This is a genomic window from Aquimarina algicola (assembly GCF_006443095.1).
GTDB classification, from domain to species: Bacteria; Bacteroidota; Bacteroidia; order Flavobacteriales; family Flavobacteriaceae; genus Aquimarina; species Aquimarina algicola.
Genome location: NZ_VFWZ01000004.1, coordinates 151857 through 178040 on the forward strand (window position 1 = coordinate 151857; position 26184 = coordinate 178040).

A 26184-nucleotide genomic window follows, 5' to 3' on the forward strand; every position below is an offset into this window, starting at 1 on the left:
CTAGAAAATGTAAAAAATTCACAGCTTTTATACCAAAACATAATAATGAAACATATAATAGTCTCAGTGATACTCTTGTGCTTAGGAGTACAAAATTATGCACAACAATTGTACGAAGGAAAAATAACAGACAACTCAAATAACCCTTTACCGGGAGCAACTATTCTTGATAGTAATACTCCTTCAAATGGAGTAATGAGTGATATTGATGGTGTCTTTAAGATAGAATTGCAAGACACCAAAGAAGTAACAGTAAGTTTTCTTGGGTATACTACCAGAATCATAAACTTAACAAGTTCGTTTAATACAATTCGATTAACTACCGATAATGTAACACTAGATGAAGTATTAGTTACTTCTGCCAGTAGAGAAATTCAAAAACGGTCTGAAGTTCCAGGTTCTATAGCTACTATAGGAGCTCAAAATATTGCTGAAACAAAAGCTTTTGGAATTGATCAATTAGTGAATCAGGTACCGGGTGTCTTTATGTCGACATCAAGAGCTGCAAGTAACGAGCAACATTTTATGGCTGTACGTTCTCCTATTTCTACAAGAGCATTATTTCTATATCTAGAAGATGGATTACAAATTAGGCCTACTTCTGTTTTTAATCACAACACTCTACTAGAAATGAATGATCTTTCTTTTGGTAGAGTTGAAGTCTTAAAAGGACCTGCATCAAGTATATATGGTAGTGAAGCCATTGGAGGAAGTTTTAACTTTATCACAAAAAATCCTACTGAAGAACTAAGTGGTAGTCTTGGTTTTCAGGTTAATGATATAGGATTAACCCGATATGAGTTTGAGGTATCAGACAAAACCAGTGACAAATTTGGGTTTTATATAGGTTCACAATATGTACAAAGAGAAGATGGTCCAGTACAACATAGCGACTATGAAAAAGTTGCTATAACTTTTAAAACGGTATATGACATCAATCCTTCAACTCGATGGACGACAGTATTTGATATTGTAGATTACAGATCTGATATGACGGGTTCTCTAACAGAAGAAGATTACAACAGTAGTAATTATGAGAGTGATCAGACCTTTACAGAACGAGAAGCCATAGCTTTTAGAGCGAGAACAACATTAGACAAATTTTGGAATGATCGTAACAAAACATCATTCAATGTCATCTTTCGCGATAATCGAATGGATCAAAACCCCTCTTACAGAATACGACAATTTAGAGGAGATGATAGACAACTAACAGGGTTTGGTTCTGGCGAGGTCAATTCTAATCAATTCAAAAGCTTTGTTGGTTTAATTCAACACAAAATAAACTTTGATTTTGCCAATTCTTCCTTGATTATTGGAAGTACTGCAGATTATTCTCCTCAAGAATATGTTGCTGAGACTACTAATGTTACAGTAGATCCAGAAACCAGTAGAAATATTGACTTTAGTATCAATGCAGGAGATTTTATCTTAAATTATAATGCAGATATATTCAACTACGCAGGATTTTTTCAATATGAAATCTCTCCTATAAATGCTTTAAAAGTTACTGCTGCATTACGATACGATGGTTTTGAATATGACTATAACAATCTCTCTGATGGAGTTGTTGGTGTAGATGATTCTGTAGATAACTTTAATAACCTCACACCAAAACTGGGTGTAAATTATAATTTCAATCCTACATCCGGTGTATACGCAAATTATTCTCAAGGATTTACACCTCCACAGGTTTCTACTCTCTACCGAAATAGAAATGAATTAAGAGGTATAAAACCGAGTAGATATAATAATTACGAAATCGGAGGATATTTTAATCTAGCTTCAAAACTAAAGCTAGATGGCGCCATATATCTATTAGAAGGCAATAATACATTGATCACATTGAGAGATGATGATGATAACTTCTTTAATACCAACGCTGGAAAAACAAGATCGTATGGTATAGAATATGGTATCACATGGTTTCCTATAAAAGAATTATCTATCACACACAACGGAAGTTATGCCAAGCACAGATATGTAGAATTCTTTGATCGCGGTGTTGATTTTTCTGATACTGATAGAGAAACTGCCCCTAGCCTATTAGGAACTTCTCTAATTACGTATAGAAAAGATTTAAATAATGATTTTGGTTTTAGCATAACAGCAGAACATGAACTTGTCGGAGAGTACAATACTAGTTTTGAGGGACAAGTAGAAAATGAAGATGGCACATTTGGCACAGAAACATACGATGGCCATAATATATTCAATCTTAGAGCTACGATTCGCTACAAAGGTTTTGAAGTTTGGGGACATGCTCTTAACATTTTTGATGAGCTATATGCAGCAAGAGCTTCATATAATAGATTCAGAAATCAGAACAGTTTTACGATCGGTAATCCAAGAGCTTTTCATCTTGGAGTGAGATATAATTTTTAATCATCAAGACTCGCAGGTCTTTTTTGGCCTGTGAGCTTTAATTTTTAGCAGATGAAAAAAAATGAAAAACTAAATAAATGGTTATGGAAATGGCATTTTATTGCCGGGCTTATTTCCTTACCATTTATTTTACTATTGTCGATTACAGGAGGTATTTACCTTTTTAAAACAGACTATGAAGCGTCAACACAAAAGGCAATAAAAGAAGTTACAATTCAAGAAAATACAATACCATTACAGCAACAATGGGAAATTGCTAATAAAGCTGCTATAAAAAAACCTAATGCCATGATTATTTCTGACCGAAAAAATCAAGCCACGGAGTTTGTTTCTGGTCGTTTTAGTGGTAAAAGTAGTGTATATATTGATCCTTATACCGGAAAAGTATCCGGAGAAATCGTTACTCGCAATACAGACATGTATAAGATTAGAAAACTACATGGTGAACTGTTAATGGGGACATTTGGAACAAAAATTGTCGAGCTCATTGCAAGTTGGATGGTTGTCTTGATTCTAACCGGACTTTATGTATGGTGGCCTTCTCGTGGTTGGAATCTAAAAGGTTTCTTTATTCCTAGAATAAAAGAAGGAAAAAGAACTTTTTATAGAGATATACATGCCATCACAGGGTTTTGGATTTCTGGTATGTTGATTTTGGTTTTGGCAGGAGGTTTTCCTTGGACAGATGTATTTGGATCAAATTTTAAAACGGTTCAAAAAATTACCAATACAGGATTTCCAAATACATGGCAAGGTATAGGATTACAATCAAACTCGGATACCAAACCCATATCGCTAGATCAAATGGTTGCAAAAGCAAAAGCATTGCAATTACCAGGTAGTGTCAAAATTCATTTTCCAAAAGGGCCAAAAGGAGTATTCAGTGTATCAAATACAAACCCTTCAGACTTAGACACTCAGCAAAAAATTCATTTTGATCAATACACAGGCAAGATGCTATTAAAAAATAATTGGCAAGATGTAGGGATATTAATGCGAGGCAGAATGTGGGTGATGGCGTTTCATCAAGGAGAATTCGGAACGTGGAATTGGATTTTGATGTTATGTATAGCAATATTATTAACCATTATGAGTACGGCTGCATTAGTCTCTTTTCTTATCCGTAAGCGTAAAGGATCATGGGGCGTGCCTAAAGTTCCTCATACATTCAATATTGGATATGGTATAGTAACCATTATAGGGATTCTAGCTGTTGTATTTCCATTATTTGGAGCCAGTGTATTGATTTTACTTTTGATAGAACTTATAAAAAAGATGAGAAAGAAAAGAAAAGTTGCTTTTTCTGTATAACAAAAACTTTAGAAAGACATGAAGAATAACTTTGTATGTATTGTTCTTTTCTGGTTCACGATATTAGGATATACACAAACTAAAATTAGTGGACACATTATTGATTCAAAAGAAAACAGTATTGCATATGCTACAATAAGAGTACTCAATTCTTCGGTAATAACAACATCCGATCAGCAAGGTAAGTTTACACTGCAAAAGACGAACAAGAATACAATTATTGAAGTTTCTGCCTTAGGATATGCAACAAAAATAATAAAACCAGATACAGATACCATTACCATCGTACTTCAACAAAGCACTGAAAAACTAGATGAAGTCATTGTATCCGCTCAAAAAAGAGAAGAAACATTAGTCAATACTGCTATAGCAGTTACTTCTATTGATTCAAAAAAAGTAAAAGCTACAAGAACTTGGGACTTATCAGGGCTTACAGCCATTATCCCTAATTATCTATATCAAGAACTTGGTGTTGGATTTCAACAGGTACAATCCATACGAGGAGTACAAGTATTTAGTGAAAATCCCGCAGTAGCGACATATATTGATGATGTTAACAATCTAGATATCCTTGCCAATGGTTTTGTACTTACCGACATCGAAAGGATAGAAGTGCTTCGCGGACCACAAGGAACATTATTTGGACGAAACGCAATGGGTGGTGTCGTAAATATTACTACTAAAAAACCAACCAATACAACTTCTGGGTATGCAGAATTGGGTTTTGGTAATTTAAATTTAAATCGTCATAGTGTTGGGCTCAAAACTCCAATCATAAAAAATAAATTATTTTTTGGCTTTTCGGGGATATTTCAAGATAGAGATGGATATTGGCGAAATGATGCTTCTCTGGCATTAGTCCCAAATACTTCTTTGGATGGAGAGACCATTGGAGATGAAAGAAACTTGTATGGAAATCTTTTTTTAAAATGGCTTGCAACAGAACGACTAAATGCAACATTAAATATAAAAGCACAAAGAGATTGGTCAAATGCTTCAGGTTTTTTTGTATCGCAACCTAATGATCAAATTGCATTCGAGCAGCCCGACAAAATCTATCTAAGTAGATTGGCTAGTCATAAACGTAATATTATCAATACTTCATTTGTAGTAAAATATAATGCTCCTACTCTAGCACTTACTTCTATCTCGACATATCAAAACATTGGACTTTCATTTGAAAATGTAGATTTTAGTGATGGGGCTTTTTACCATTCTTTTACAGAAAGTAGTTTTGGAGAAAAGCTTCCGAATCAAGAAGTTTGGAGTCAAGAGATTAGAGTTAATTCTACAAATGATTCACCTTTGCAGTATACTGCTGGGGCGTATGGTTTTACACAAGTAGCATATGAACCCTCTACTAACATTGCATTACAGCCTTCTACAAACGAGGTTTCAACAGTATTTGGACTTTCTCCTGATACGAGCACTATATTTACCAATAAAGGAAATAATCATGGAATAGCGTTTTTTGGAGAAATGAGTTACAAAATTACCAATCAGTTTACGATAACTGCTGGACTACGTTATGATTATGAAAAAAGAGAAAGCACTTTTAATGGATTTGGTGATCGTTTGTTTAGCAATGGAATTACAACTGAGAATCAAGGTCCTATCACATTAGACGGCACATATGATGCGCTATCACCAAAACTTGCTCTTTCATTTGCTCCAACTGAGCATTCAAATCTATATATCAGTTATAATCGTGGGTTTAGAGCAGGGGGAATTAATGCTCAGCGATTACCAGAAGGAGTGAATGAAACTTTTGATCCAGAATACTCAAATAATTATGAGATAGGATACAAAATCAATACGTTAGAAAACAAACTACGTATAGGAGCAGCCATATTTTATATAGATTGGACCGACCTTCAATTTTTTAATCAAATAGCTTTAGGAACGTTTGCCCGAGAAAATGTTGGTGATGCTACATCAATGGGAATTGAAATTGAAGCTTCTGCTATTCCTATCAAAAGGCTTCAAATTGATGCTAGTTTTGGACTCACAAATACAGAATATAAAGATTTTATACTCAATAGAGACCGTGTCGTTTCTTTTGATCCTGTAATCATCGAAGAAAACAGAGAAGATATTAGTGGCAATGACTTGTCTAATACCCCAAGTCATACCCTATTTTTAGGAGCTCAATATACGATTCCGATTCACAAAAAAACAAATGCAACTTTAAGAGGAGAGTTTAGAAATATCGGAAAATATTATACTGATATTCAAAACACTTTAGAACAACCGAACTATAGCCTTCTCAACGCCAAAGCTACTTTTGATTTTGGAAAATATTCAGTTGCCTTTTGGGGACAAAATCTAGCAGACGAAGTATATCTCTCATATGGTAATGCTGATACCAGTTTTGGTCGCAATGTGAGAACCGGAATCCCTATGACATATGGGACTTCTTTTAGTATCAAATTTTAAAAAAATATCAATTACGTTATGCAAAAGAGAAGATTAGTAAGATTAACTCGAAAATGGCATCGATATCTGGGAGTAATTTTAGGGATTCAGTTTTTACTATGGACCATTGGCGGATTATATTTTAGCTGGACAAATATTGATGAAATAAGAGGTGATCACTTAAAAAAACAGCCCCCTACGCTTTCACAAACGATTGATTATATTTCTCCCAAAGCGTTCCTGCATAAACATCTTAAAAAAGATGACAGTTTACTAACGTTAGAAGTTACCAAAATTTTGGAACAACCCATTTATCGTTTACATTTTTTATCCAATAACAAAAAGAGAACCTTGCTTATTGATGCGAGTAATGGGAATATCAAAAGACCATTACAAAAAGATGAAGCGATCAAAGTAGCAACAAATAAGCTTAATGTAGACGCTAAAATTCTAAAGGTAGAATATCTGACCTCAACAGGAAATCATCATGAATATAGAGGGAGGCCACTCCCGGCATATGCCATTTCTTTTGATCAACCTGCTAATACAACCGTGTATGTATCTGCTGATTACGGAAATGTACAAACATTTAGAAATAATCAATGGCGCATATTTGACTTTTTATGGATGTTGCATACAATGGATTACAAAGAAAGAGATGATTTTAACAATACACTACTTAGAGCTTTCTCTTTATTTGGGATTTTTACCATTTTATCAGGTTTTATGCTGTATCTACTCACTTCAAAAACATTAAATCGTAAAAGACGAAAATCATGAAAAAATTAATTGGCATAATAGGGTTATTCATAATCGTTATAGCCTGTAAACAAACGAATACCAATACAAAAAACACAACAGAGAAACAACCAACGACTACAGAAAAGGAGGAAAAAGCTGTAACGAAACAAGGGTATATTTCAAAACCAAATGGTACTGCTTACACAACCAAAGAGCTTGATACCATGTCTCATGATAAGCTTATGATGTTAATGCATGAACCGCCTAGAGACACTATTAAAACAATAGGAATATTGATATACGACGGTTATTATATGCTAGATGCAATGGGACCAATGTCTGTTCTTAGCCATATGTGGCCTACAAAAAAAATGTTGATCGGAAGAAAAAAAGGAATAATAACCAGTAGTGATAATGTAAAAACTCAAGTAGATTATAGTATCCATGATATTGATCAATTAGATATTCTTTTAATACCGGGAGGCGTTACAGAAACGTATAAAGCAACAAAAGACAAAGAATTATTAGACTGGATCAAAAAAATTGATCAAAACAGCAAATATACTATGAGTGTATGCACAGGAGCATGGATTCTGGGAGCTACAGGAGTACTAGAAGGTAAAAAAGCAACTACTAATTGGTACAAAGCCGAAGAAAAACTAGCACAATATGGAGCTATATTCCAAAAAAAACGTTTTACCAACGATGGTAAATACTGGACCAGTGCAGGAGTATCTGCTGGTATTGATATGAGTCTTGCTTTGATCGATCATGTTATGGGTAGAAATTATGCCTCTTTTACAGCATTAAATCTTGAATATGATCCTGCTCCTCCTTTTGAGGGAGGACATCCTGATAAAACAGATCCTGTAATCACATATATGACAGAAAAGATGTATGACCTCAGCTTAGAACCTACCATTAAAGAAGAAAAAAATAACTCCTCAAAAAATTAAAAAAGTATGTTAACTTATATTTTTATATCAATCATTACCATTTGTGTATTGTTAATTATTCTTCAAGCTTACAAAATGGAACAATTAGCAAAATATTATAAAGAAGCAAAACTTAAACAACATATAGAAAAATAATATCTTTATCCAATTTTAAAACTCAAAAAAAATGAAAACTCTTTTTAGAACATTTATATTCGTATTCGCAGCTATTGCAACCTTATCATGTAATCAACTTTCTAAAGAAGAACAAGAATTTGATGCTTTGATGCAAAAAGTAATTGATGTACATGATGAAGTCATGCCAAAAATGGGAGAAATCAGTTCTTTGATCAAAGAATTAAAACCCAAAATAGATACAACTGCTCAGGGACAAGAATATGCACAGGCACAACAAAAATTAAAAGATTCTTATGATTTTATGATGACATGGATGAGTGATTTTAGTGAAACTTTTCCTCATGAAGAAGAAGAAACAAAGGTAGATACAGAAAAATTAGCTACTCAAATGAAACTTCTAAAGGAAGAGGAAGTAAAGGTAAATAAACTCAAAAATCAGATCAATTCTAGCATTGCAGAAGCCAAAAAAATATTAGGAAAAACTGAATAGTAATCAGTATCACTATCCTATTGATTACTTTGTTATTGACAAAAAAGTTTTATTTTAGCAGCTGCAACAAATCATATTATAAACCAATGAAAAAAATAATTGTATTTGCCTCTGTGTTATTGATGACTATTACTGCTGTTCATAGTCAGAAAAAGAAAGATCTTCTTGATGAAATTGATAAATTAAGAAAAGAATTAAAAACAACCAAAGGAGAGCTTAACGACGCCAAGAAAAAGGAAAGAGCGACCATTACTAGAGTTGAGACTATGGAAGCTCAAGTAAAAGACTTAAAAGAGACTAATGCCTCTTTATTAAGTAATATGGGTAGCTTTACAGAACTTTCTAAAAAGAAAGCTCAAAATTTAGAAAAATCTCTAGAAAGTCTTCAAGAAAAAGATAGACAATTAAAAACTATAAATGATGCTATCGGTAAAAGTGATTCTCTTAGATTAGCATCTTTAACAATTTTTAAACAAGCTTTGGGTAATGATGCCAAAATTGGAGTTCAAAATGGTATGGTAGTCGTGAGCATTGCTAATGCTACTTTATTTGGAAGTGATAAAAGCACTACTGTCGATGCAAAAGCAAAAGGTATTTTAGGTAAAATTGCAGCAGCCGTTAACAAAAAACCTGAAACCAAAATCATAGTCGAGGGTAATAGTAATGCTTTAAGTTTTAAAGACAAAAGCATTAAAGATAACTGGGATTTAAGTTCTAGACAGGCTTCTGCTGTGGTAAGAATGCTTCAGAAAGATTTTAAGGTTGATCCTAAAAAAATGGAAGTAGTTGGCAAAAGTGAGTATGGATCAGAAAGTATTGAAACTGCAACAAGAATTATCGTAAATCCAAAGTTTGATGAATTCTACGGGTTGGTAAAAGAAAACATGAAGAATGCATCAAAAAGCTAAAAGATACTAATATTCTAACATAGAAAGCCGATCAGTTTGATCGGCTTTCTTATTTTATATCATTACAAAAATCCAAATATTTCTATTAACTTCACATCTTTTGTAATACTTGTAAAACCGATATATAAATTATTAATCATATATCATTATGCGTGCAAAATCAATAGGGCTTGTTATGGGGCCAATTCTATTTTTGTTGATTTCGTTTTTTTTTCATGCCGATGGATTGTCAAAAGAAGGTACTTCGACTTTAGCAATTGCAGTCTGGATTGCTTTTTGGTGGATTACAGAAGCTATTCCTATTTCGGCTACTGCATTATTGCCATTGGTACTCTTCCCTATTACAGGTGTAATGTCTATCAAAGCTACCTCGGGAGCATTTGCCAATCAAATGATTTTTCTATTCCTCGGTGGATTCATTCTGGCAGTTGCAATAGAAAAAACAAACTTACATAAACGTATTGCACTCACCATTATACATCAAATAGGTAGCAATTGGAACAAAGTCATTCTAGGTTTTATGATTGCAACAGCCTTTCTCAGCATGTGGATTTCTAATACTGCAACTGCTGTAATGATGATGCCGATCGGTTTGGCTGTTATATCTCAAATCAATACCGAAGAAGAGATCAAAAAGAAAATGGGACGATCACTCATGCTGGCTATAGCGTATGGATGCTCTATTGGAGGAATAGCAACTATTATAGGAACACCTACCAATGTTATTTTTGTGGGTATCGTAGAAGAATTATACAAAGAGACTATTTCTTTTACAGATTGGATGATGCTTGGGCTCCCCTTTTCTCTCGTTATGCTTGCTATTGGTTGGTTATATCTAACTAAAATTGTATTCCCGGTAACAGTAGAAGGAATCCCCGGAGGAAAAAAAGCAATACAAGAACAAATAAAACAACTTGGTAAAATATCTTACCAAGAAAGATCTGTTTTTATTGTATTTCTTATTGTTGCATTATGCTGGATGAGTAGTTCTCTTATTTTAAAAAAGATAATTCCGGGTATCAATGATACCATCATTGCTATTGCCGGTGCACTAAGTTTATTTTTGATTCCTGCTACGAAACAGAAAACTACGTTTTTCTCCGGAACAAAAATAGTGGTAGCATGTATTGTTGTTTTTCTAATAATACTAAAGGCGGTAAGCTTCTTTTTAGTATTTTCAGAAAAACCTGTACCCAATTTCATACATACAGCAATAGTCAGTCTTTCGATTATAGGAGTTACTATTTTATTTTCATCTTTAGCAAAAAACAAGGGAAAATTAGGAATCATAGACTGGAAAACAGCAGAAAAGATTCCGTGGGGGATTTTACTATTATTTGGTGGAGGGCTTGCATTGGCTGAGGGATTCAAAGTTTCGGGCTTAGCAAAATGGATCGGGAGTCAACTCTCTCTATTTGAAGCTTTTCCTATCATACTTCTAATACTTGCTATCATTACCGTAGTTAACTTTTTGACTGAGATCACATCTAATGTCGCTACAGCAGCCATGTTAATGCCGGTATTAGCTGCATTGGCATTTTCTATTGACATACATCCTTATTTATTGATGATTGCTGGTACAGTAGCTGCTTCATGTGCTTTTATGTTGCCTGTGGCAACACCACCTAATGCTGTTGTGTTTGGTTCCGGACTATTAACGATACCTAAAATGATGAAAGCAGGGTTTTGGATGAATATTATTTCTATTGTACTTGCTACAATTTTTATCTATTTTATATTACCATTGGTTTGGCAAATTGATATCAATACTTTTCCTGAATTGTTCAAATAGCTCAACTTTTCAAAGATTAAAAATTCAAAAATATACGATCATAATTTTATTTCTTTAAACTCATAGTCAATGCTTTTGATATAGTAAAATTATACTTGTTATAAAAACCTTCTAATTCTGGTTTGGTGTTTAGAAAAATAGTTTCTACATCCTTAAGTTGATCCAACAGTTCTGTTACTATTAGTTTTCCTAAGCCTTGTTTTTGATATTCTTGATCTACAACAATATCATCTAACATTGCTCTATAGATTCCATCAGAAATGGCTCTACCAAATCCTATTAATTGTTGTTTATCTTTAATCACAACATATACTTTTGTTTGACTCAGAAGTTGTTTTATATCATCTTCATTTCTATTTTTTGCCCAAGTAGTTTGAGAAAACAAATATTGTAGCGCAGAGGGATTGGGAAGTGTTGTAGTTGATATTGTGTATTTCATTTTATACTATTTATACTTTCATGAGTGTTAAATAAATGACTCATCAAAAAGTAAGCTCTTAACAAGAATAAATTTATTCTACAATTTTATAAAAAAATACAACAAATGAAAGAATTACTATTACTACATACAGGAGGATTTCAAAAGGACAACTAAACAGAAGTATTAGAAGGTAAACATGATCTTTTACCTTTTAAAAAAAGAATCTTACAATATTTCTTTCAGCCTTGTGTCATGATTTTTTTGTAATTCTCCTTTTAATAAACTTTTCTAATTCTACTCCCCAAAATACAAGACTAGATACTGCAATTGTGATTAATAATTCAATAATCGTAAGTGGTTGAGTTCTAAAAACTGTATTGAAGAAAGGAACATATATAATAATCAATTGTAGTACAAAAGTAATAAGCAATGCACCAATCAAAGGTTTATTTGAAAATAATCCAATCTTAAAAACAGATTCTTTTTCAGATCGAATAGACATAACATTACCCATTTGACTAAAACACAAGACTGTAAATACCATTGTTTGCCAACTAGCTTTATCCTGATCGATAGCCCAGGCTTGCATCCCTAGAGTAACCAATCCCATAAATAATCCTACCCAAAGAATATGTAACGACATACCTAGTGTAAATATATTTTGCTTTGGGTCTCTTGGAGATCGCCTCATGATATTGGGTTCTGCCGGTTCTGATGCTAGTGCAAGTCCCGGTAATCCATCAGTCACCAAGTTAATCCATAAAATATGAATTGCCATCAGAGGTATGGGTAATCCTAAAAATGGAGCTAAAAGAATTGCCCAGATCTCTCCAGAATTACTAGTCATGATATATTTGATAAACTTCAGGATATTATCAAATATTTTACGCCCATGTCTTACTGCAACAACTATTGTTGCAAAGTTGTCATCTAGAAGAATCATATGTGAGGCTTCTTTGGATACTTCTGTACCATTAATCCCCATGGCAACTCCTATATCAGCGTTTTTAAGTGCCGGAGCATCATTGACTCCATCTCCTGTCATCGCGACAAACTGATTTTTTTCTTGTAAAGCACTAACAATTTTCAGTTTTTGCTCTGGATTGACTCTTGCATATACACGGACTTTTTCTACAACTTTTTCAAAATCATCATCAGTAAGTTGATTCAGTTCTGTACCATTCATTGCCAAATCTGCTTCAGAAGTTACAATACCCAATTGCTTTGCAATAGCTTTGGCAGTAAGCTTATGGTCTCCTGTAATCATAACAGGGATAATCCCAGCTTCTTTACATTCTTTTACTGCTTGTTTTGCTTCTTCTCTGGGAGGATCAATCATACCCGCAAAACCTACCAAAGTAAGTTCGTTTTCTATTTCATCGGCATCAAGATAATCGGGTAGAAAAGGGATAGTTTTAATAGCGTACCCCAATACACGATACCCTTTTTCTGCCATTGCATTTACTTTACTTTCAAAATCATCAATCGATGTACGTTGCGCAACTGTTAACTTTTGAAATAAGGTATCAACTGCTCCTTTTGTAATGACAAGAATACCATTATTTGTTTGGTGAAACGTCGTCATACATTTTCTGGTTGAATCAAATGGTAATTCTGCAATTCGTGGCAATTCTTTTTCGAGAATACTTCTCTTTATATCATGATCATAAGCGTATTTTACAAGAGCAACTTCTGTAGAATCACCTATCCAATTACCATTTTTATCTTTTGAAACATCATTATTAAGTGCCATAGCACTTAAGAGTATATTATTTTTAAATTGAAAAGGTACATTGTCTATCATTGGTACTTCAAATACCTCTTGCACCTCCATTTTATTAATCGTAAGTGTTCCGGTTTTGTCAGAACATATATAAGTTACAGAGCCAAGTGTTTCTACTGCAGGGAGTTTACGGATCAATGCCTTATTCTTAACTAACTTTTTAGCTCCAAAAGCTAATGTTATCGTTACCAAAGCAGGAAGCGCTTCTGGTATCGCAGCTACAGCAAGAGAAATCGAAAGAATTAACATCTCTATAATACTCTCACCTCTTATAAGACCAATACCAAAGATTACAATACAAAGAATTAAAATGATAACAGAAAGTCGTTTACCAAAACTTGTGAGTCGTTTCTGTAGCGGGGTTGCTGTTTCTTCTGTTTGAATCATTTTTGCAATACGCCCCAGTTCTGTACTCATTCCGGTTTCTACTACATATGCCATTGCTCTACCATTGGTAAAAAACGTACCCTTGTATCCCATATTAGAACGATCACCCAATGCATACTCTGCTTCTGGTAATTCTTCTATATTCTTATCAACATTTAGAGATTCTCCCGTAAGCGAAGATTCATCTACTTTTACTTGGTGGCTTTCAAAAAACCTTACATCTGCCGGTATTATATTACCTGCTTCCAGATTGATCACATCTCCGGGAACAAGATCGCTGGCAGGTATGTCTGACCATTTATTATTACGTAATACACGAGAGGTATTAGCGACCATTCCTTTTAAAGCCTCCATTGCTTTTTCTGCTCTATATTCTTGTATAAAACCTACTATTGCATTGAGGACGATAATAACCAAAATAATAATAGTATCTATGACTTCTCCTAAAAAACCTGAAATGATAGCTGCAGCAATGAGAATAAGAATCATGAAATCTGTTACTTGATGTAACAGCATTTGCCATATTGTTTTTTTCTTGGTATCTGCAATTTCGTTTTTACCTTCTTTGTGAAGACGTTGTTGTGCAATCGTAGCATCAAGTCCTTCTGTAGAAGTCTCTAATTGATCAATAATCTGGGGGAGAGATAATAAATGCCAATTCATCATGAATATGGTGTTAACTTAGAAAATATCTTAATTACACCATAAAACTACTTTCTGATTGCTATAAATACTATGATAAATCTCATAAGCTTATATTATCATCTAAAAAAGATGAGTATTTAGCTTTTTCTCATGAATAGGTATATGGATTTATTTTTTGAATCTCAGTCTTCCGGTCTCAATATTAATTGCGGTTTTGGCTAGAATCGTAAATATAAAAGCTCCCATTGCCCATATTCCCAGAGTAACTCCAATTTCTATTCCGGTAGGTGTATATTCTGCAATTTTACCATAAGGTCCTGGAATAAAACCCGGTACTATAAGTCCAAAACCTTTTTCTATCCAAATGGCTATAAATAATATGAAACAGCAAAAATAAAGTACTTTAAAATTATTTCTGAGTTTGCCAAAAGTCAACAATATGGTTGCTAAAATATTGAGCGGTATGGCCGTCCAAATCCAAGGTAACAAAGCATCTTTACCATGTAACCCAAAAAACAGATAATACGCGCTCTCACTATGATGGGTTGGAGCATAAAATTCTTTAAAAACCTCAGAAAACAGCATGATTAAATTAATCTGTGCTGCTACAGTAACGATCATTGCTATCTTCTTAATGGTTTTATCTTCTATGCTGAACGCAGTAAAATTTCTAATAATTGCCAAAACCAAAATAATTAAGGCTGGACCTGCTGCAAAAGCAGATGCTAAAAATCGAGGTCCTAACAAGGCATTATTCCAAAAGGGGCGTGCTTGTAATCCTTGATATAAAAATGCAGTTACCAAGTGAATCCCTACTGCCCAAAATACAGAAATAATCGCTCCCGGAACATATATTTTTGGGTTAGGTACTTTACCCTGATACCGCATAAAGAGGATATAAAAAGGAATGGTAATATTAATAAAAAGATAGCCATTGAGCACGATTACATCCCAAGTCAGCATAGAATTTGGAAAATTAAATACACCAATACCCGGGATCATGTGCCACAATACCGAAGGGCCTCCCATATCTGCTATCACAAAGGCAAGGCACATCAATAATGCTGCAACCGCTAGCCCTTCTCCTATCAGAACTGCTTGTTTAAAATCAATATCTTTTAGAACATACGTAGGCATTACCAGCATGACTGCAGCAGCGGCAACACCAACCAAAAATGTAAAATTAGAAATATACAATCCCCAACTCACACGATCTGTCATCCCTGTTACGCTGAGTCCATATTCTATTTGTTGTGCATAACAATACATTCCTATGAGCATAATAAAGGTCAAAAAGCCCATCCATAAATGGTATTTTTTAGTTCCTTGTGTTGTAATGTTCAAACTATCTATTACTAAACCTTTTAATATTTTAATTTTTTCCATTTAGGTACACTTTTATTAATCCATAAAATACCAGAACTTAGGTTCTGTGCCTAGGTCTTCTTTTAGTCTAAATACCTTTTTGTTTTCCAAAACCCAACGTATTGTGCTATTTGGATCTAATAAATTTCCAAATATTCGAGCTCCTGTAGGGCAAGCATCTACACAAGCAGGATTTTTTCCTTTTCTAGAACGTTGTACACAAAATGTACATTTCTCCATAACTCCTTTTTTGCGCATTCGGTTACCCAAATAGTGTTGATTTTTGTTCACCTCATCCTCAGGAACTTCGGGTGTACTCCAATTAAATCTTCTTCCATCATATGGACATGCAGCCATGCAATACCTACACCCTACACACCAATCATAATCTATAACTACAATACCATCTTCTTCTTGCCATGTCGCTTGCACCGGGCAAACATCTACGCATGGTGGATTATCACAGTGAAAACATTGTGTACCCATGTAAAAATGTCCTTCTGCAGGAACTTCGTGGTAATAATTATCATCTGCCTCGTCAAACTTGAAGCCTTTTCCCTCTTCCATTTCGTGTATCCGTATGTACTGCATTTGAGAATTACGATCTTGATTATTCTCTTCTACACAAGCATTAACACAATCCATATACCCATTACATTTTGAAATGTTAAAAGCATACCCAAAAAGTACATTCTCTTCTGCATTTTCTGACGTCATATTGATTGTTTTTCCTGTTCTGAGTTGATATGACCTTACTAATCGATCTACAGTATTTTTCTTCTCTTCATCAGTCATTAACTTATAGTTACCTTTAAACTGTTCTTCCCAATCGATTTGAGCTTTTTCTTTAGACTTATCATCTGAAATAACACTACAAGAAGTTGTAACAGCTCCTGCTCCTATCAACAAGCTTGCGGTTAGTTTTTTAAAAGCTGTACGCCTATTCATTTGTACCTCAAAAACCTGATCAAAACCATCTTTATGGTCTTCTGTATCAACTTTATCATTACCTTGATTTTCTTCACTATGATCACCACATTTGCCAAGGGATTTACCACATTTACAAGAAGTATTATGTACCTGTGTTTTGGTATTACTCAAATTTAAAGAAAACCATTTTTTACTATTATTACTCATATCGTGGTAGTATTAGTGTACTAATTCTTCGTTTCGTTCTTTAACTTTTTGCGTATTAAATCTTGATGGCCATCTGGTTTTAAAGCTAGGATTGTGTGGATTATGACAGTTTACACATGTCATTGAAGCTCTTGGAGGCGCCCATCCTTCTACTTTTTTACCATGCGCACCACCTTTCCAATCTTCAAATTGAGAGGTATGACATTGTGCACAGAGGGTATAACTGTTATTAAAATCAACTTTATTACCTGTAATCGTTGTCAAATGATCCATATCATTACCATTATGACAAGTTGTACAGTTCATTACACCTGTATCTGCATGCATCAGTTTAATATCCCAGTGTGCTTTTTTACTATCACTACTTCCTTGCATCTCGCTCAATGGTTTTGAGTGACATTCGGTACAGGCAAAAGACTTTATTTGTTTTTTTCTTTCAGGAATTAAAAAAGTATGCTCACCTTCTGTAATTTTAATAAGCTCTAACTCTTGCAGATATGCTTCTGAGGATATAGAAGTCTCATGATAATTTTTACTCTTATCATGAATTTTATCGGTAATGCTATGATATTCTGCATTATTTTTCTTGCAGGATATACAAACACAAAATAATAGTGATATAAATATTAAGTTATTCTTCATGATCCTCAGATTGTCTTACAAAAACACCAAACTCTGCTGTTTCTGTTATTGTTGGTAAATGACATTGTCTACAATTGATCCTTTCGGGGTGTGTAACTCTTATTTCTTTGGGTGCAGCCGGTCCCGCATGACAAGACAAGCAATTTTCTCTCATTTGAAGTTGATGAGGCATCATTGGTGGGCTTCCCGGTAAGGCATTATTAGCACCACTACCAACACTTGGAGGTTTTGCTTTATAAAATGCTATCTCTTTAAAAATTGATTGTACATTTTGAGTCACATGACATTGCCTGCAATTTACCATTTCCGGATGTGGAGTGACCGGAGCATATGCATTAAATTTTTCTACAAATCCACCATTCTGATGGCACTGCAAACAAACGTTACCTCCCATCGTAAGTTCTTTTTTTACAGGATGCGGAATACTCGGAGGAGCTCCCGGATATGCTCTATTATTATAGTACGTTTCTAATGTTCTTTGATGCTGCTCATCAACAGGCATTTTTGTATAATCAAATGCATGTTCTGATCGTTTAAAAACTCCACTTTCTGATGGGATATAAGAATTTGAAGGAGGTTCTATTATTGTAATGTATCCTTCTTCTAGTCCTTTTTGATAACTAAAGTTCCAAATAGTGATAAAAGCGATAAAAAGCATTACAAAAAATGATATAATTCCGAGTCTTTTTCTCATAGTTTATGCTTTTTCGACTTTGACAGCACATTTTTTGAAGTCAGGTTCTTTTGATATCGGACAAAATGCATCTAACGTTACATCATTGATCAACATATTTTCGTCAAAGAAAGGTGCAAAAACCTGTCCTTTGGTTGGTAATCCTCTTTTGTCTATGGATGCCGGCATGATACAATATCCTCGTCTTGAGGTTATTTTTACGTTTTCGCCATCTCTAATTCCCAGTGCTTTTGCATCCTCCGGATGAAATTCGATATATGCTGCCGGCATTGATTGATGTAGTACTGGTATTCTACGTGTCATCGACCCTGTATGCCAATGCTCTACCACTCTACCTGTATTGAGCCAGAATGGATATTCCTGATCCGGAACTTCGGGTGCAGGCTCATATGGTCGTTGCCAAATAACTGCTCGACCATCAGGTTTTCCGTAAAAATGAAAATCTTCTCCATTAGAACATGCAGGATCATACTTTGCATTAAATCGCCACTGTGTAGATTTTCCATCAACATAAGGCCAAATCACTCCAGATTCTTTTTTAAGAACTTCTAACGGAGCCATTCCATGTTTTTTACCTTCATGAAACTGTTTATATTCATTATAAATTTCTTCTACATGGTTTTCTCTGGTATACGGAAATAAATCCCTGAAGCCCATTCGTTTTGCCACTTCTATGGTCATCCATGCATCGGGAGTCGTATCTCCCGGCCCATCTATCATTTGATCCCAATGCTGGGTTCTACGTTCTGAGTTACCATACAATCCACTTTTTTCGATATGCCAGGATGCAGGTAGTATTACGTCTGCTACATCTGATGTAGGCGTAGGGAATACATCAGATACCACTACAAAACAAGAATCTTTTTTCATACCCGGTCTATAACGGCTTGTTTTAGGAAGAGATACTAGTGGATTCGTCACTTGTGTCCATATAAATTTGATATCACCTCTATCTACAGCCCTGAACATCTCTGTTGTATGATAAGTAGGTTTTGAAGGAATACGTTCATAAGGTACTTTCCATATTTTTGCCGCTAAGCGTCGGTGTTTTTCATTCATTACAACCCCTTTAGGAAGTTTGTGAGTAAATGTTCCTACTTCTCTAGCAGTACCACAAGCAGAAGGTTGACCTGTAAGAGAAAAAGGACCATTCCCCGGCTGAGAGATTTTGCCTGTTAGCAAGTGAATATTATAAACAAGATTATTCATCCAAGTTCCTCTGGTATGCTGATTCATTCCCATACACCAATAGGAAACAACTTTTTTGTTGGGGTCACCATAAATTGAGGCCAAATATTTGATGTCTTTTACCGATACTTTAGAATATTTAGCAACTTTTTCTGGTGAATAATCTTTTAAAAATGCTTTATAAGCTTCAAAATCAATTTTTTCGGGTTTGTCTTTAAATTTATAATTGTCTTCAAGGCCATAGCCCATGTTTGTAAGTCCTTTGTTAAAACTGCAATGTTTTTCTACAAAAGAAGTATTTACCCAACCATTTTTGATAATTTCATAACAGATAGCATTTGCTACAGCAAGATCGGTTTGGGGTTCAAATAAAATAGACCGAGTAGATGCAATACTCGAACGTGAAGTTCTTGTAGCAAAATCTATAATTTTTGCACCTCTCCTACTTTTTTGTTCCAACATTCTTGAAAATAATACAGGGTGCATTTCTGCCATATTATTACCCCATGTCACAAAATAATCTGCATGATCTATATCTTCATAACATCCCATAGGTTCGTCTGCTCCAAAGGTGGTCAAAAACCCTGCAACTGCACTCGCCATGCATAAACGTGCATTACAATCTAGATTATTGGTTCCGATAGCTCCTTTCATCAATTTTGAAGCTACATATCCTTCTGGTATGGTAGACTGTCCCGAGGTATACATGGCTACGGCATCTTTACCATGTTTTGATATCGTTTCTTTCATCTTATCGGCTACTATATCTAATGCCTCATTAAGAGGGGTTTTTACATATGCTCCATTTTTTTTGACCAGAGCGTGTGTTAACCTGTCTTTGGCTTGTATACACATGATTTGATGATAGCCTTTTACACATAGTAATCCCTTGTTTACTTCACAATTCGGATCACCTTTTATCGCTACAGCTTTTCCATTTTCGGTACCTACTAAAATCCCACAACCTACACCACAAAATCTACACGGGCCTTTTTTCCAATCTAAATTAGCATTAGCAGGAATCCCCGCTTCTTGCTCTGCGGCAAATAATATTCCAGGAAACATGGATGCTGCTGCTGTCATTGCAGAAAGCATCGCCATTTTTTTGATAAAACTTCTTCTATTTGATAAGGAATTGTACATATGGCTAGTTGTTTTTTTGAGGTGTATTAAATCCTGAAACCATTGCCAAAAGTTTTAAACTTTTTATAGCATCCAATTTTTCTTTTAGCATTTCTTCTTCTTTTTCTGTTTCAGTTTCTGTAACCAAAACAATAAGGTTTTCGTTTTCTGCTGGTAATATCTCGCATTGATCAATTACAGTAAGTGCTTTGATTAATGTTTCTTTTTTACCTTCATAAGGATGTGCTAAATAACTTTTTATTGGCATAATATGGTCGTTTTTGTGATCAATAAGGCTACAGGATCATTATCACTCAGTTTCGGCGATAATGATGATTAAAAAGATGTTATTGCTTAACAAATATGTTTTTTTTATTATCGAAAAAGAGTGATAAAAATCATGTTTAAGCTATTTTTATCCTTTCTAAATAGACCAATTATATTTGGTAAAAAGTGATACCAAAACCTTATAATAAAATATTTTACGACTAGAAAAACGATATGTATCTCCCTATAAAACAATAAGGTCAAGAAGATTTTAATCAAAAACAAATCGCAGACGAGTTGATTCTATTTTCATTAAAATAAGGCATGAAATAGCTAAAAAAGAAAAAAAATATTCATAAATACAAATAAAGCATACGTAATCTACTGTAAAACCGTTAACACTTAATTAAGAACTAAATAGACCCGATCAAAACTCACATTATTACATGAAATCATTTTTATCTTCTTTACTAGGAATTTTCTCTATTTTTACAATAAGTGCGCAGAGCATATATGAAACTGGATATTTTATCGATAACGATGGAAATCGTAAAGAATGTCTAATCAAAAAACTATCTTGGAAAGATAATCCTACCGAATTTGAATGGAAAAAAAACATCTCTTCTACTCCCAAAAAAGAAAACATTGAAGATATTAAAGAATTTGCTGTTGGTAAAGAGTATCTATATAAAAGATATATCTTAGAAATTGATCTAAAAGGAGACAACCTAGGGAGGGCAACAAAACTAGAAAAACCTGATCTAAAGCTTCAAAAATTATTTCTTAGAGTTATTCTAGAAAGTAAAACATCGTTGTATCAATATTCAAAAAATGGAGTAAATAGATTTTTCTATACAGATAAAGATGCTGTGTATCCTGAATTGCTTGTCTACAAAGTTTTTTATACCCCCGATGAAACAAAAGACCCGGGAAAAAAAATAATTGCTCATAAGAATACCGAGTATCGAAATCAACTTATCCAAATATTAAACTGTGGAAAGGATGATCTTTCTGAAATAGAATACACACAAAAGGATTTAAAAAAATACTTCAAGCGATATAATGTTTGTAAAGGCAATTATATGGAATATACCATTCGTAAAAAAGTAAATCAAACTCATGTTGGTATTGTAGGAGGCATAAACCACATTGATTTTTCTCACTCTTCTCCTATCGAAGGGAATACAGATGAAATTACTTATCAAAAAACTTATGCTCCCAGATACGGTATTTATATAGAAACATTTATTCCTTTTTCTAAAGTAGATTTAAGTTTTTTTCTAGAAACTACTTATAATGCTTTTTCTATCAAAAGTGAGGATACCTCTACTTTGGAAAATGAACTGGAATTAGATTATAAAGGTATTAATATTGCATTTGCCCCTAGATTTCATATCTATTTGAGTTCTAAATTTGAATTATTTTTAGAAGGGGGGATTGCCATTGATTATGACCTGGATACAAAATCATTACCTGAGCCAACTATAGACGAAATCAAAGAAACTTCTACAGATTTCTTTTATGGAGGAGGACTTGGTTATGGTCGTTTTAAAGTAGGATATCGAAAATACACAGGTAAAGATATTTCTGATAGTAATATTGTTCTAGAATCTGACCTCAAATCATCCAGTTTGTATTTGGCAGTTGATCTATTTTAATTCGTATTATAAATTTTAATTCTTAAAAACCTGTTTCAAAAGTTGAATATTGTATTTTAAATTAAATGTATTATGAGTTTTTTATATGATAATTAACAGATTCATTATACATTTTTTTGATTGACAAATAAAAAATAAAGTCACCTCATTTAACTATCTTGTTTTAATACTTTTACGTAAACAAGGGTTGCAATCCTCTTGTTAATCTTAATGTAAAACTGTATTTGAATTCGATCAACATATGATAAAATAATATTTTTGCCGTAAAAATTAATGCAAATGAATACAGTAAAAGCTTACGGCACTCAACATAAGGACGATAATTTAGCAGAAATGCAAATAACACGCAGGGATGTCGAACCTAATGATGTGAAAATAAAAATTACATATTGCGGTATTTGCCATAGTGATATACATACTGCCCGAAATGATTGGGATAATACGCTTTATCCATCTGTACCTGGTCATGAGATTATAGGTACAGTTTTACAAGTAGGAAATGAAGTATCGGATATTAATATAGGAGACTTAGTAGGAGTTGGTTGCATGGTAGATTCTTGTAAAGAATGTAGCGCTTGCCAAAATCATTTAGAACAATTTTGTGAAAAAGGAATGACCTTGACGTATAATAGTCCCGACGTGCACTCAGGCGGACATACTTTTGGTGGGTATTCTGAAGAAATTACTGTAGATCGCCATTTTGTATTGCGTGTTCCTAAAAACCTTGATCAAAAAGCAGTTGCTCCGTTATTATGTGCAGGGATTACAACATATTCTCCCCTAAAACATTGGAACATAAAAAAAGGAGACAAAATAGGGGTTATTGGACTAGGTGGATTAGGTCATATGGGGATCAAATTTGCAAGAGCCATGGGAGCACATGTTGTGATGATTACTACTTCTCCCGGCAAAGCCAAAGATGCTCAACTTCTGGGAGCACACGAAGTATTAATTTCTAAAAACACAACAGAAATGGAACAGCATAAAGGGTCTTTTGATTTTTTACTAAACACAGTTCCAGTAAAACATGATGTAAACCCTTATATGTCTTTGTTAAAAATTGATGCCACTATGGTTATGGTTGGCGCTCTGGAACCATTAGAACCCATGCATGGAGCTAATCTTATCATTGGAAGAAAACGTATTGCAGGATCTCTGATAGGTGGAATTAAAGAAACTCAGGAAATGCTAGATTTTTGTGGAGAACACAACATTGTAAGTGACATAGAACTTATTGATATCAATAATATAAATGAGGCTTACGAAAGAATTACAAAAGCTGATGTAAAATATCGTTTTGTTATTGATATGGAATCACTACGTAACTAATCAAGTCCTAAAATATATCAATTCATTAGTATAATAAAACCGCTATAAGCGGTTTTATCATTTTCTGATACTATCTTAAAAAAATAATAACATGTACTCAAAGTCTATTATTTTTTATTAAAATTACGGAAACCCATAACTTTTGTTTGCTCAAATTACAGAACTTAGCAAATATTACTAAAACTGATGGACAGGCTGCTTGTTGAAATGATCTATATATTAGAAGACGATTTTAAGTCAATGGATAAAACTGATCTAAAAGCTTTATATTCCATACAGAGAAGAATCGGTAAAGCATCCTCTATATTACATCACTTGAGCACTCCTGATCCTTCTAACGCGTCAGAAACCAATATATATATTGAATTACGATTGCGGATCAAAGTAATAGAATATGAAATAAAGAGATTTCTACAAGAAATAAGGGTTAATTGATTCAAAATCAAAAGTACGATGTTAGCACCTTTCATAGTTTGCTAATTACCATATTTTCTTTATTTGATACTAACCCTAATCTCTTATAAACTCACTCACTAACGTTACATTTTCAATACTTTAAACCAACTAAAAACAAAGTCCCGTAGTCGGTACATGTTCTGCTACTAAAGCAGAAGTCCCCCCATTAAACTCACCACAAGTCAAAACATTACGGGTTACCCAACCAGAAAGATCTTGATTAAAAGAACTTGCATCAAAAAACATTAACGACATATTTCTTACATTTGAAACGTCCCAATTTGAAATATCCTGATTAAAAATAGCTGCTCCAAGGAACATACCTCTCATCCCTCCAACATTTGAAACATCCCAACCAGAAAGATCTTGATTAAAAGACGTTGCCAAACGAAACATACTTGACATATTTCCTACTCCTGAAACATCCCAATTTGAAAGATTTTGATTAAACATACTTGCTTGATCAAACATACTTGACATATCTTTTACATTTGAGATATCCCAATTAGAGAGATCATGATTAAATGCAAGCGCCTGATTAAACATATTTGACATATCTTTCACATTCGAAACATCCCAATTAGAGAGGTCCTGATTAAAGGAACTTGCAGACATAAACATACCCCTCATATTTTCTACACTAGAAACATCCCAATTTGAAAGATCTTGATTAAATGAACCTGATGCTGTAAACATAAATGCCATATCCTTCACATTAGAAACATCCCAATTTGAAAGATCACTATCAAATCTAAATGTTGATGTGAACATCTGATTCATATTAGTTACATTCGAAACATCCCAATTCGAAAGATCGCTATTAAAAAAAATCAAACCAGCAAACATACCATAACATGAAGGTGTTGTACTCAAATCCGGTGCATCTGTAGCAGAAAAACCTCTTAGATTTGCACATCTTATAAAATGAAGAGTACCATTACCTAATAAAACATTACCCCATTGTGCAACATCGACAAAAAGAGTACTCGATGTTCTTGTTTTAAAGAAGTTAAAACCTTGCAAGGTTCCTGTTATGGTTACCGTTTTGACTCCCGGAGCGGCATAAGTATGAATCGCATCAGGATCATCAAAAGAAGTAACTTGTTGTACAGTACCATCCCCCCAGTCTACCTCAAAATCATATTCAGTACGATCATCGGGAGAGGATGAATAAATAGGCAAGTGCACAGTAAGATTGAGAACTGTAACATCCCATTTTGTAATAAAAGAAGGAGGTGTCTCATCTACATCAGTAAGGCTTATCTTAAAAGTAGCTGTATCTGTAACATTACCAGAGGTAACACTAACCTCTCCGGTAATCGTTGGATTCATCTCAAAATCAAATGCCGCTACTTCAGCAACTAGTAATTCACCTCGTTCATTAATTTTTACTGCTCCTGTTATCGTTTGTGAGGTAATTTCAAAACGGACAGCATCAGTTAAATTTGCTTGGGTTACTATAACACTACCAATTACAATATCAGCTTCGGGGTTTTCATCTAAGGTTGCAGTAAAATCTTCTATACTCAATGATGGGTTCAACTCTAGAACATCATTGATCGTAATCGCAAAGGTAGCTGTATCAGTAAGTCCTCCTGAACGTACACGTACTACTCCTGTTATGGTTGGATTTACTTCGAAATTAAACGCCATAACATCGGCAACCAATAACTGTCCTTGATTATTTATAGATACCGCTCCTTCAACTGATTGTTCTATAATTTCAAAACGTAAATCCCCGGTAAGGTTTTCTTGGGTTACTGTAAAGTCGCTGATCATAGTATTTGGCTGAGGATTCTCATCTATGTTAACAGACAAATTTTCTAAACTAAGTAAATACTGTATTGTATCATCATCATTATCACAAGAAAAAAACAACAAAGCTACCAATGCTGTAATACTAAGGGTAAAAATTGATTTCATATTCCAATTACTTTTTTTACTATTATTTTGAGTTTTTTATTTTTATCAAAAG

20 protein-coding genes are annotated in these 26184 nt (G+C 33.9%); 11 read left to right on the forward strand and 9 right to left on the reverse strand.

What is annotated here, in order from left to right; all coding sequences use genetic code 11:
- The first annotated feature begins 45 nt into the window (after window positions 1–45).
- From FHK87_RS14420 to FHK87_RS14455, 8 genes are all read left to right on the forward strand, one after another.
- Window positions 46–2385, forward strand: a complete 2340-nt coding sequence (locus tag FHK87_RS14420) for a TonB-dependent receptor domain-containing protein (RefSeq protein WP_140594270.1) — start codon at window positions 46–48, stop codon at window positions 2383–2385.
- Between the two features lie 51 nt (window positions 2386–2436).
- Window positions 2437–3696, forward strand: a complete 1260-nt coding sequence (locus FHK87_RS14425; protein WP_140594273.1) for a PepSY-associated TM helix domain-containing protein — start codon at window positions 2437–2439, stop codon at window positions 3694–3696.
- 18 nt (window positions 3697–3714) lie between these two features.
- A complete protein-coding gene (locus tag FHK87_RS26545; protein ID WP_140594275.1) occupies window positions 3715–6132 on the forward strand; it encodes a TonB-dependent receptor in 2418 nt (805 codons plus the stop codon).
- An 18-nt stretch (window positions 6133–6150) separates the two neighbouring features.
- Window positions 6151–6891 (forward strand): PepSY domain-containing protein, encoded by a 741-nt coding sequence (locus FHK87_RS14435; protein WP_140594278.1) that lies wholly within the window; start codon window positions 6151–6153, stop codon window positions 6889–6891.
- Complete coding sequence (locus FHK87_RS14440) at window positions 6888–7808, forward strand: DJ-1/PfpI family protein (protein ID WP_140594280.1); 921 nt, start codon at window positions 6888–6890, stop codon at window positions 7806–7808. Before FHK87_RS14435 ends, FHK87_RS14440 begins: the two co-directional genes overlap by 4 nt.
- Window positions 7809–7974: 166 nt before the next feature.
- Window positions 7975–8415 carry a hypothetical protein gene (locus FHK87_RS14445; protein ID WP_140594282.1) on the forward strand — a complete coding sequence of 147 codons (441 nt, stop codon included), beginning with the start codon at window positions 7975–7977 and terminating at the stop codon, window positions 8413–8415.
- Window positions 8416–8501: 86 nt separating this feature from the next.
- Entirely contained in the window at window positions 8502–9323 is an 822-nt protein-coding gene (locus FHK87_RS14450; protein ID WP_140594285.1) for an OmpA family protein, read from the forward strand.
- Window positions 9324–9471: 148 nt separating this feature from the next.
- The gene (locus tag FHK87_RS14455) at window positions 9472–11115 is read left to right on the forward strand and encodes an SLC13 family permease (RefSeq protein ID WP_140594287.1); all 1644 of its coding nucleotides are present in this window, start codon (window positions 9472–9474) and stop codon (window positions 11113–11115) included.
- Window positions 11116–11161: 46 nt separating this feature from the next.
- Here the strand turns inward: FHK87_RS14455 and FHK87_RS14460 are convergent, their stop codons facing one another.
- The 8 genes from FHK87_RS14460 to FHK87_RS14495 form a co-directional block, all read right to left on the reverse strand.
- On the reverse strand, window positions 11162–11554 hold the full coding sequence (locus tag FHK87_RS14460; protein WP_140594289.1) for a GNAT family N-acetyltransferase: 393 nt from the start codon (window positions 11552–11554) through the stop codon (window positions 11162–11164).
- Window positions 11555–11786: 232 nt separating this feature from the next.
- Window positions 11787–14372 (reverse strand): cation-translocating P-type ATPase, encoded by a 2586-nt coding sequence (locus FHK87_RS14465; protein WP_226294253.1) that lies wholly within the window; start codon window positions 14370–14372, stop codon window positions 11787–11789.
- Window positions 14373–14519: 147 nt separating this feature from the next.
- A complete protein-coding gene (gene dsrP, locus FHK87_RS14470) occupies window positions 14520–15737 on the reverse strand; it encodes a sulfate reduction electron transfer complex DsrMKJOP subunit DsrP (RefSeq protein ID WP_140594291.1) in 1218 nt (405 codons plus the stop codon).
- A 15-nt stretch (window positions 15738–15752) separates the two neighbouring features.
- Complete coding sequence (locus FHK87_RS14475; RefSeq protein ID WP_140594293.1) at window positions 15753–16853, reverse strand: 4Fe-4S dicluster domain-containing protein; 1101 nt, start codon at window positions 16851–16853, stop codon at window positions 15753–15755.
- 12 nt (window positions 16854–16865) lie between these two features.
- Window positions 16866–17495: a cytochrome c3 family protein gene (locus FHK87_RS14480; protein WP_140594295.1), complete on the reverse strand. Its 630-nt coding sequence runs from the start codon at window positions 17493–17495 to the stop codon at window positions 16866–16868.
- A complete protein-coding gene (locus FHK87_RS14485; protein WP_140594297.1) occupies window positions 17485–18189 on the reverse strand; it encodes a nitrate reductase cytochrome c-type subunit in 705 nt (234 codons plus the stop codon). The genes FHK87_RS14480 and FHK87_RS14485 overlap by 11 nt, the downstream gene beginning before the upstream one ends.
- A 3-nt stretch (window positions 18190–18192) precedes the next feature.
- Window positions 18193–20520, reverse strand: a complete 2328-nt coding sequence (locus FHK87_RS14490; protein WP_140594299.1) for a molybdopterin-dependent oxidoreductase — start codon at window positions 20518–20520, stop codon at window positions 18193–18195.
- Window positions 20521–20524: 4 nt separating this feature from the next.
- A complete protein-coding gene (locus tag FHK87_RS14495) occupies window positions 20525–20767 on the reverse strand; it encodes a hypothetical protein (RefSeq protein WP_140594301.1) in 243 nt (80 codons plus the stop codon).
- Between the two features lie 445 nt (window positions 20768–21212).
- Here FHK87_RS14495 and FHK87_RS14500 point away from each other — a divergent pair, with 445 nt between their 5' ends.
- The 3 genes from FHK87_RS14500 (at window position 21213) to FHK87_RS14510 (ending at window position 24188) form a co-directional block, all read left to right on the forward strand.
- Window positions 21213–22424: a hypothetical protein gene (locus FHK87_RS14500; RefSeq protein ID WP_140594304.1), complete on the forward strand. Its 1212-nt coding sequence runs from the start codon at window positions 21213–21215 to the stop codon at window positions 22422–22424.
- Between the two features lie 279 nt (window positions 22425–22703).
- Window positions 22704–23753 carry an NAD(P)-dependent alcohol dehydrogenase gene (locus FHK87_RS14505; RefSeq protein WP_140594334.1) on the forward strand — a complete coding sequence of 350 codons (1050 nt, stop codon included), beginning with the start codon at window positions 22704–22706 and terminating at the stop codon, window positions 23751–23753.
- Between the two features lie 186 nt (window positions 23754–23939).
- Window positions 23940–24188, forward strand: coding sequence for a hypothetical protein (locus FHK87_RS14510; protein ID WP_140594335.1), 249 nt, complete (start codon window positions 23940–23942; stop codon window positions 24186–24188).
- Between the two features lie 129 nt (window positions 24189–24317).
- On the opposite strand, the gene FHK87_RS14515 is transcribed toward FHK87_RS14510, so the two are convergent.
- Window positions 24318–26132: a BspA family leucine-rich repeat surface protein gene (locus FHK87_RS14515; RefSeq protein ID WP_140594336.1), complete on the reverse strand. Its 1815-nt coding sequence runs from the start codon at window positions 26130–26132 to the stop codon at window positions 24318–24320.
- Window positions 26133–26184 lie beyond the last annotated feature (52 nt).

Excerpts from the sequence above, each read along its gene's own strand:
- FHK87_RS14435 (WP_140594278.1), top strand. The coding sequence starts at position 6,151 with ATGCAAAAGAGAAGATTAGTAAGATTAACTCGAAAATGGCATCGATAT.
- FHK87_RS14465 (WP_226294253.1), bottom strand. The coding sequence starts at position 14,372 with ATGATGAATTGGCATTTATTATCTCTCCCCCAGATTATTGATCAATTA.
- FHK87_RS14420 (WP_140594270.1), top strand. The coding sequence starts at position 46 with ATGAAACATATAATAGTCTCAGTGATACTCTTGTGCTTAGGAGTACAA.
- FHK87_RS14450 (WP_140594285.1), top strand. The coding sequence starts at position 8,502 with ATGAAAAAAATAATTGTATTTGCCTCTGTGTTATTGATGACTATTACT.
- FHK87_RS14445 (WP_140594282.1), top strand. The coding sequence starts at position 7,975 with ATGAAAACTCTTTTTAGAACATTTATATTCGTATTCGCAGCTATTGCA.
- FHK87_RS14510 (WP_140594335.1), top strand. The coding sequence starts at position 23,940 with ATGGACAGGCTGCTTGTTGAAATGATCTATATATTAGAAGACGATTTT.
- FHK87_RS14490 (WP_140594299.1), bottom strand. The coding sequence starts at position 20,520 with ATGTACAATTCCTTATCAAATAGAAGAAGTTTTATCAAAAAAATGGCG.
- dsrP (WP_140594291.1), bottom strand. The coding sequence starts at position 15,737 with ATGGAAAAAATTAAAATATTAAAAGGTTTAGTAATAGATAGTTTGAAC.
- FHK87_RS26545 (WP_140594275.1), top strand. The coding sequence starts at position 3,715 with ATGAAGAATAACTTTGTATGTATTGTTCTTTTCTGGTTCACGATATTA.
- FHK87_RS14440 (WP_140594280.1), top strand. The coding sequence starts at position 6,888 with ATGAAAAAATTAATTGGCATAATAGGGTTATTCATAATCGTTATAGCC.
- FHK87_RS14480 (WP_140594295.1), bottom strand. The coding sequence starts at position 17,495 with ATGAAGAATAACTTAATATTTATATCACTATTATTTTGTGTTTGTATA.
- FHK87_RS14500 (WP_140594304.1), top strand. The coding sequence starts at position 21,213 with ATGAAATCATTTTTATCTTCTTTACTAGGAATTTTCTCTATTTTTACA.
- FHK87_RS14495 (WP_140594301.1), bottom strand. The coding sequence starts at position 20,767 with ATGCCAATAAAAAGTTATTTAGCACATCCTTATGAAGGTAAAAAAGAA.
- FHK87_RS14515 (WP_140594336.1), bottom strand. The coding sequence starts at position 26,132 with ATGAAATCAATTTTTACCCTTAGTATTACAGCATTGGTAGCTTTGTTG.
- FHK87_RS14425 (WP_140594273.1), top strand. The coding sequence starts at position 2,437 with ATGAAAAAAAATGAAAAACTAAATAAATGGTTATGGAAATGGCATTTT.
- FHK87_RS14475 (WP_140594293.1), bottom strand. The coding sequence starts at position 16,853 with ATGAGTAATAATAGTAAAAAATGGTTTTCTTTAAATTTGAGTAATACC.
- FHK87_RS14455 (WP_140594287.1), top strand. The coding sequence starts at position 9,472 with ATGCGTGCAAAATCAATAGGGCTTGTTATGGGGCCAATTCTATTTTTG.
- FHK87_RS14485 (WP_140594297.1), bottom strand. The coding sequence starts at position 18,189 with ATGAGAAAAAGACTCGGAATTATATCATTTTTTGTAATGCTTTTTATC.
- FHK87_RS14460 (WP_140594289.1), bottom strand. The coding sequence starts at position 11,554 with ATGAAATACACAATATCAACTACAACACTTCCCAATCCCTCTGCGCTA.
- FHK87_RS14505 (WP_140594334.1), top strand. The coding sequence starts at position 22,704 with ATGAATACAGTAAAAGCTTACGGCACTCAACATAAGGACGATAATTTA.